Source organism: Nitrosomonas nitrosa (genome assembly GCF_003051105.1).
GTDB lineage: Bacteria > Pseudomonadota > Gammaproteobacteria > Burkholderiales > Nitrosomonadaceae > Nitrosomonas > Nitrosomonas nitrosa.
The window spans coordinates 1-6,808 of sequence record NZ_QAOO01000053.1 but is presented as its reverse complement, the minus strand read 5'-3'; the positions used below and the strand labels follow the sequence as shown (position 1 = coordinate 6,808).

At 46.7% G+C, this 6,808-nt stretch carries 10 protein-coding genes; 2 read left to right on the top strand and 8 right to left on the bottom strand.

All coding sequences use genetic code 11. The annotated features are described in order from the left end of the window. Positions 1–164: 164 nt before the first annotated feature. Both C8R30_RS15235 and C8R30_RS15230 read left to right on the top strand, forming a co-directional pair. Positions 165–371, top strand: a complete 207-nt coding sequence (locus C8R30_RS15235) for a hypothetical protein (protein WP_107790515.1) — start codon at positions 165–167, stop codon at positions 369–371. Further along, entirely contained in the window at positions 368–790 is a 423-nt protein-coding gene (locus C8R30_RS15230; protein ID WP_107790514.1) for a hypothetical protein, read from the top strand. Before C8R30_RS15235 ends, C8R30_RS15230 begins: the two co-directional genes overlap by 4 nt. A gap of 62 nt (positions 791–852) precedes the next feature. Here C8R30_RS15230 and C8R30_RS15225 read toward each other — a convergent pair whose 3' ends face one another. The 8 genes from C8R30_RS15225 to C8R30_RS15185 all read right to left on the bottom strand — a co-directional run bounded on the left by C8R30_RS15225 (position 853) and on the right by C8R30_RS15185 (position 6,668). Further along, positions 853–1,047, bottom strand: a complete 195-nt coding sequence (locus tag C8R30_RS15225; RefSeq protein ID WP_107790513.1) for a hypothetical protein — start codon at positions 1,045–1,047, stop codon at positions 853–855. Between the two features lie 144 nt (positions 1,048–1,191). Beyond that, a complete protein-coding gene (locus tag C8R30_RS15220) occupies positions 1,192–1,479 on the bottom strand; it encodes a hypothetical protein (RefSeq protein ID WP_258192078.1) in 288 nt (95 codons plus the stop codon). Between the two features lie 23 nt (positions 1,480–1,502). Further along, positions 1,503–2,147: a hypothetical protein gene (locus C8R30_RS15215; protein WP_107790511.1), complete on the bottom strand. Its 645-nt coding sequence runs from the start codon at positions 2,145–2,147 to the stop codon at positions 1,503–1,505. Positions 2,148–2,416: 269 nt separating this feature from the next. Continuing rightward, entirely contained in the window at positions 2,417–2,893 is a 477-nt protein-coding gene (locus C8R30_RS15205; RefSeq protein ID WP_107790509.1) for a hypothetical protein, read from the bottom strand. Next, entirely contained in the window at positions 2,874–4,391 is a 1,518-nt protein-coding gene (locus C8R30_RS15200) for a DUF3987 domain-containing protein (RefSeq protein WP_107790508.1), read from the bottom strand. The genes C8R30_RS15205 and C8R30_RS15200 overlap by 20 nt, the downstream gene beginning before the upstream one ends. Then, positions 4,388–4,891: a CHC2 zinc finger domain-containing protein gene (locus tag C8R30_RS15195; protein ID WP_107790507.1), complete on the bottom strand. Its 504-nt coding sequence runs from the start codon at positions 4,889–4,891 to the stop codon at positions 4,388–4,390. The genes C8R30_RS15200 and C8R30_RS15195 overlap by 4 nt, the downstream gene beginning before the upstream one ends. 2 nt (positions 4,892–4,893) lie before the next feature. Beyond that, the gene (locus tag C8R30_RS15190) at positions 4,894–5,166 is read right to left on the bottom strand and encodes a helix-turn-helix transcriptional regulator (protein WP_107790506.1); all 273 of its coding nucleotides are present in this window, start codon (positions 5,164–5,166) and stop codon (positions 4,894–4,896) included. Positions 5,167–5,477: 311 nt separating this feature from the next. Beyond that, the gene (locus C8R30_RS15185) at positions 5,478–6,668 is read right to left on the bottom strand and encodes a tyrosine-type recombinase/integrase (protein WP_258192077.1); all 1,191 of its coding nucleotides are present in this window, start codon (positions 6,666–6,668) and stop codon (positions 5,478–5,480) included. Between the last annotated feature and the right edge of the window lie 140 nt (positions 6,669–6,808).

Sequence of the window (6,808 nt, the reverse complement as noted above, 5' to 3'; positions counted from 1 at the left end):
GCGGGTTCGAATCCCGCCTTCTCCGCCATTGCACCTTAAGCAAGATACTGATTTATAACGATTATATGTTATTGAATAAGGTCTTGTTCTTGCCGCAGTTCTTACCGTAAAAATTTCTACCCACTCCAAAAAGCATTTTTCTACCATCAAAGGAGAATGCAAAAATGAGTAATGCAGCAGCAACACCAGCAAAAAAACCGATTGCCGCCTACATACGCCGTAATGGCTCAGGTGACTACGAACTATTCATAACCAAAGGATTGGCGTTACCAGTGCATCACGCGAACTATTACAGCCGCCTAGAAGCGCAACAAGAAGCTGATCGCCTTGGCGCATCGATGGTTCTTGAAGTAGGGAGGGCAGCATCATGAGTAAACACGTAGAAAAAGCCACGTCGGAAGAAATTGAGAAATTGCGTAGTGTTATTACAGATATGGACAGCCTTGCGCAAGAGGGTTTCTTGGGGATACGGTCTATTGCCAAGCTTGCCCTTCTATCACTGGAAACACCTGAAGGACACAGGCACATTGAAGATGTCGCCCAAGCACTAAATACGATATGGGCAACAGCGGAAAGTATGGGTGATTGTGTCAAATCTCGGGCGGAAGATGCCGGATGTAATTACACTGATGATTCCCGTGATCGTCGACATGCCGCTTATATGGCAGCTATGGCTAAGGAGCGGCAATTATCTACATTAAAGCAAAATACCGATGTGGCAAATTTGCCACCACGGGATGAAACAGGCAAAACCCGCGACGAGCTCGCTGCACTGGCGAAAGTATCGTAAAAAAATCCCCACAAGGGCAGGCTGGCTGAAAGCCTCCCGCGTGGGGCAAGGGCAGTTAATCTTTATTTACTCATATCAATTGAATTAATTCTTACTATCGGTATGTCATCCGGTAATGGGTAGCCATGCTGCTGCTCATACCGTTGACGGGCTTCTGCTTCGGTCTCCATATCAGAGAAATAAACCAAGCCAGGCTTTGGCGGTTTATCCTCTATTGATCGCTGTTCTAGGGCTTCAATTCTGGATTTCAGGGTCATAGCGGCAAGTATCCTGCAAGCTGCTTCAACGTCGCGGTAATGTCAGGCTGCTTCTCTGGTCGCGGTCTGTTCTGAATGTCGGCGAACTGGCAGACAATTGTATAGAAACGCTCGTTTACCGGATCCATCTGACCAGCTTCAAGCCTAGTAATCCTTCTCTTTAAATCGCTCATCTTGTGCCTTCTCCAGTGCTGTAATGCGCTGCTCCAATTCATCATCCTTGATCATGCCTGCCAGCGCCTGCAACATGAATACCAGCCTACTGGCGTCCTGTGTAGCGATCCTGCCTTGCTTGGCCATAGAGTAGACCTTGACCAATTCACGCCTGACCTCTCTGATACTGCCAAGCCGCAGCCGTGGCTCTCGGGCAGGGGTCGCCGGTAAATGTTCTCCTTCAACCACTTGACCGCCCTTGTCATCGCCATTACGCACCACAATCGATTAATTAATACCGATTAGGGTATGCCAGCTTCCCGCGCCAATCGTAACTTGTCACGCGGTTGCAGTGGCGTTGGCGAGATTACGCTGCCTTTCATTTTCAGCTCAGCGTGAGCGAATAATTTCTTGATGCCATCTATCAATTCAAGCCCATAAACCTGTTCTTGCGTCCTTATGCCATCGAGCGTCAATGCATCCATGGCACCGGTCAACGGGGTTTTAGTCCCCTGTAGGTAGCAACACCAGAACAGAGCAAGCTTGTTTTCCGCTTTCGCTACCTCCGCGGTCATAATCACATCATCGGAGCTCATGCGCTCTAGTTCGTTCATTACGGTCAACTTCATGTTGGCGTTTGTTGCAGGGTCAGCATTAAATTGCGCTCTACTCAGCATAAAGGATGTCTTTTTATAAAATCGCTCCGCAGCAAGCGCCATGTCTTTGGCCTCGATGATTTTTTTGTAATCCTCGTAAAGCGTATCGCTTACCTGAGCTCGCAAATCCGCCACCTGTTTATTCAAATATTCACGCTGATATTTCTGCTGGGATTCATTTTGTAAAGTATTAATTTTTTGTTCTGCTCCGGCAATCTTGTTGCCAATGCGCGCCAGTGCACTCTCGGCGGATGTCTTTAAGCTGGCGAGCTGATCCGTACTTTTAAACATGTTTTTCTATCTCCTGCGTGTGTTTGGTAACTGGTTTTTTGTGAATCATTTTTTCAGGCCATAACAGCCTATTGTTCAGCAATTTTGTAGGCGTGATGCCCCAATAGCTGCCAAATTGCGAATACCTCTTATAAATCGTGTTTGGCTTGACTTTGTTCAGTTCTGCAAACTGTTTTGTATTAAGCATAAAGATTAATATGTGGTTTTTCACTAAAATCATACCAAATCAATAATAACACAAAATAAGCAATTGATTTCGCTGAAGATTACTATTTTTGCTTGAAGTGGGCGCATCTCTTGAGCGTCAATTGCTCTGGTTTGTAACGTGGGTTAGCAGGATTGGTTTTTCGCCACTGCAAACAGTGGCCAACGTACAAAAATTTGCAATCTGAACACCTCACCCTATCATCTACATCCGTCTCGGTCGTTACGCTGTAACTTGATTCATATTCGCCGTTGGCGTGACGTAAAAAGTAAACCAATGCCTGCGGGTCACGTTTGCATTTATCGATCACCAAAAAATGATCATTTTCAGGCTCGCCAATTTTGAATAACCAGGTGCGGATTTTTTCGATATCAACATCATTCAAATTCTCATTGGGCGAAAGGGGCGAATTGGGCGAAAACGTATTATTTAAGCCATTCTTGCACGGGCGAATGACTGGGCGAATCGGGCGAAATTCGCCCTTTTCGGTAGGCGAGTAGCTCATTAAATCCGCTAGCAGATCATCTACCTCGGTCATCATAAACGGCTTTCCAAACATTGCGAGATAAATGCATCAATCCATTGGGTAGCGTGTCAACGACCTGCTTGACCTTTCCTTGCCCGCGTAAGATTTCAAGTGCAACGTCACGCTTGTATCTTGACCGTAAATATTTTGGTATCGCCAATCTCAGCATACTGGTTTCGCTGGCCTCCTGATCTTTCTGTTTAAGCATCCACACATGAAGATCATTCGCCCATAATTGATGTTCTGCATCCTCACGCTTGCCGAAAATGCCTAGCCATGTTTCCAGGCTGTACCTGAATAGAGCGATTCCGTTTTTAACGTCAGCGTCCACAACATAAAATTCGGCATTTTTGTTTTGATGGTTTTTGAATGCGGCTAGCACACCAGCGATCCTACAAACCTGCTCTGATCCTCTCACGCAAAAGGCTTTCAACCCATGATATTTACTATCAGGGTCGCGCGATTGCTCCATTGCTTCCCAAAACTTGATAAGCAACACTCGTGCTTTATCAGAAAGCCTTAGAATTCGCCTCTCGTTATCCTGAGAATTTAGTAGATCGCCGCAGGCCTTCCAATACGTAGTAACCGCTGAACTGCTTTCAGGGTCGAATTCCTTGTAAGCCCGTGGTTTCATTGGCATAGGCCAAGCAACCAAAAAGCGAGGCCATGTGCCAATTGTCGATAACAATTCATCGTGAAGCGATTCACGCGCCGCGCTTGGTTGAATCATCCAGTGGCAGCAAAAGCGATTGTCATACAATTGTGTTCGCCCTTCTCCTTGTTTGACGATTGAAACAGGGGCACCATCCCAAAGGTCGTTCAGACCGGCAAGCGTGTTCCTTTTTTGTTCAGCAGTCATGCCCCATCCTGCTAACATCGAGGCCGCCTCAGCCGTAAACGATCCTTGACTTGAGACGCCCTCCTTGAAGCTGCGGACGATCCCTTGAATGGTTCCACTTTTCATCAGTCTATACGGGGCGACGGGCTGCGGTTCGCTTTCCTTCTCTTTTTTCGACAGGCCGCACCATGTCACCATGCTGTCTTGAAAAGATTCGTGATTTTTGCGGTCTGCTTCAGAAATTTTTCTCAACGCCACGCCGTCAGCGGTCGATTTGCCATCGCCAGAATCCAACATAGACAATAAATTTAAAGATAACGGCTTCACCCCTGCTAGCGTCTCAACGTCATAAATTCCTTGCGTTAAAAGGGATGCCGCGCCAAGTAAGGATTGCCCTGCCGTTTCTGCTGGCAGCTGCATTTCATTACACATGTAGGTGCAAACTTCAGCCAATGAATCCAAGGCGTTGATCGGATAAACCGGCTGGTTGTACGCCTCAATGGGCGAATTTCGCCCCTTTCGCCCTTTATTCGCCCCATCGTTTTTCTTGTATTCATGCGGGTTTTCGCCTGATTCGCCCGATTCGCCCAGCGGGGTTACTTTTTCATTTTTGCCTAGGCGCTTTGAGACGGCTTCTTCTGTAAATTTTTCGATATTCCCTTTGAGTGCCTTCATTTTTTGCCACCTCCGATTTCATCGATAACGCTGTTCAGTTTTATGGCCAAACCCGATATAAATTCGCGATCCGATTGATCGAGCGCGCCTGATTTCTCAAGCAAATTCGCGATTGCGACCAGCCTAAATAAATCAGGCTCCATTGATCGTAATAACGTGAAAACGGATGAGACTCTGCTGTTGCCGCCGGTGTGGTGATAAGGCTTCGAATTGGCAAACAAGGAGCTGATTGGAATGCCCAACGCATTACATATCTCCTTGCCTCGAGCGCCGCAGCCATGGCAATAAAGCAACCAATCGCCATTAGGTTTTTGCGTGGCACGAAAAGATGGATTCGTGTCTTTATGGTCGGGCATCGGACAGCGGCCTGTCCAAGTGTTCGCGCTGGTCTGTTTTAAATTCGAGAAATGCGATAAAATAGGCACGTCACATAGATCATTCTGTATTGCCTTAGCCCCTACCGCCGCCTCAGCGTTAGGGGTTTTCATTTTGAAGGTCATGATTAACCCTCCATCGAAAAATTCTTTCTGGCGGCCTCGATCTTGATAACTAGACTCTTGAGTTCTTCCTCATCCAATCCGGCGGCCATCGCTTTGCACATCAGCTCTACTTCATCTGCTGGCCATAGACTGGCTTTCCCGACTTTAACCGGACTGATAAATTTTCTTTTTCTAATTGCCTCGTATAACCAAGCATGACCCATCGATGTTTTGTGAAGAACGACGGGTTTCTTCAGAAAAAAAGCTTTTGGAGATGTTTCTTGTTTTTGTGACATCAATCGATTCCTTTTAAAAATCGATCAACCTTAGGGAGGATAAATGTATTTGTGCGTATATGACCGTGCATGTAAAATACAATCGACTCCTTGGGCTGATCTAAAGCCTTTGGGGTTGATCCAAACCCTTCGTGGGTTGATCTTCTAAACTTCAAAATTCGTCAATGGAGAAGTTGCAGTATCCGCCCTTCCCGGTGGTGGGCACCGGGTTGGGCAACTACCCCTTCGTTTAAAGTACGGCCATCAATTCAGCCGAACGCGCAAATATTACAATAGATTCAAGTGTCGTGAATGCTGATGCTTGCAACATTTTAAAATTTTTTCGCCAAATAAGACGCCCACTCATTCATCAATCCACGTCGCTTTTCAAATAAATCACTCCGTCGATAGGCAGCTTCAACCGCGCCGATTGAATGGGCTAGCGCCTGCTCCACTACCTCGCGCGGGTAGCTGGTCTGCTCCGATGCCCAATCTATAAAAGAACTTCGCAATCCGTGAACAGTTGCCTCCCTGTTGGATACAGACTTAAGCATTTTTGAAAGCGATACATCGCTTAAAGCAGCGCCTCGCTCATTCACGAAAACAAAGCTACTATTGGGTTTCAGATTTTTTGCATCTTGAAGAATTTCGATACACTCACTCGTTAGGGGAACCCTATGCTCTTTTCCCATTTTCATGCGAGCGCCTGGGATGATCCAGATGTTCTTTTTTAAATCGATTTCGTCCCAAACGGCTTCGCGTGCCTCACTGCTCCGACATGCCGTCAACGCGATCCAGCGGCAACATAACGCGCTCATGGCGGATTTCTCACGTAATTTCGCCATAACTGCGGGCAAGTCCGCGTAGTGGATTGCGGCAAAATGAACGACCTCTCTTACTTTTGAGGGCTTAGCAAAAACCTTGTCCATGCAGCCACGCCAGCGGGCAGGGTTGCCCTTGTCGATGTTTTCATGCAAATATCCAAAATCAATAACGCTCTCAATTCTTGATCGAAGTCGGCTAGCGGTTTCGGTTTTGGTGTTCCATAACGGCCTCAAAACTTCAATTACGTGAAGATGGTCGATTTCGTGAATCTGCTTTTCGCCTAAGACTGGAAATGCATACTGCTGTAACGTGTTTGTCCACTGCTGGGCATGCTTCTGATTGCGCCAGCCGGCCTTTTTGGATTCAATCAATTCCTCAGCGTAGGCTTGGAAGGTCTTACTTTGTTTTTTAGGAGCTAATACTGTTTTAGGGTCGAGGCCATCATAAACAGCTCGCCGCATATCAGCGGCAATAATCCGCGCTTCTGCTAGACCGCGAACAAAAAGGCTACCTAAACCAAGCTCTCGAGCTCGGCCTTTATCTTTATACCTAAAAACCCACGACCGCCCACCAGTAGGTGAAACGCGAAGATAAAGGCCGTGTCCGTCCAAGTGATTGCCAGCCGGTAAACTTTTTATCTGTAATGCTTTTAATTTGCCCACATTCTGCCTTAAATTCTTACCGAAAATAGTAGACACAAGTGTATTCTATGATACGATCACAGACAAGACATTTAAGCGAATGTCTGTAAAGTGGCTTTAAATATGGGCTTTTGGTACGTAGGTAGATGTAGGTAGACAAGGGTAGAAAGTGGGTTAGGCGGACGCCTTCTCCGCCA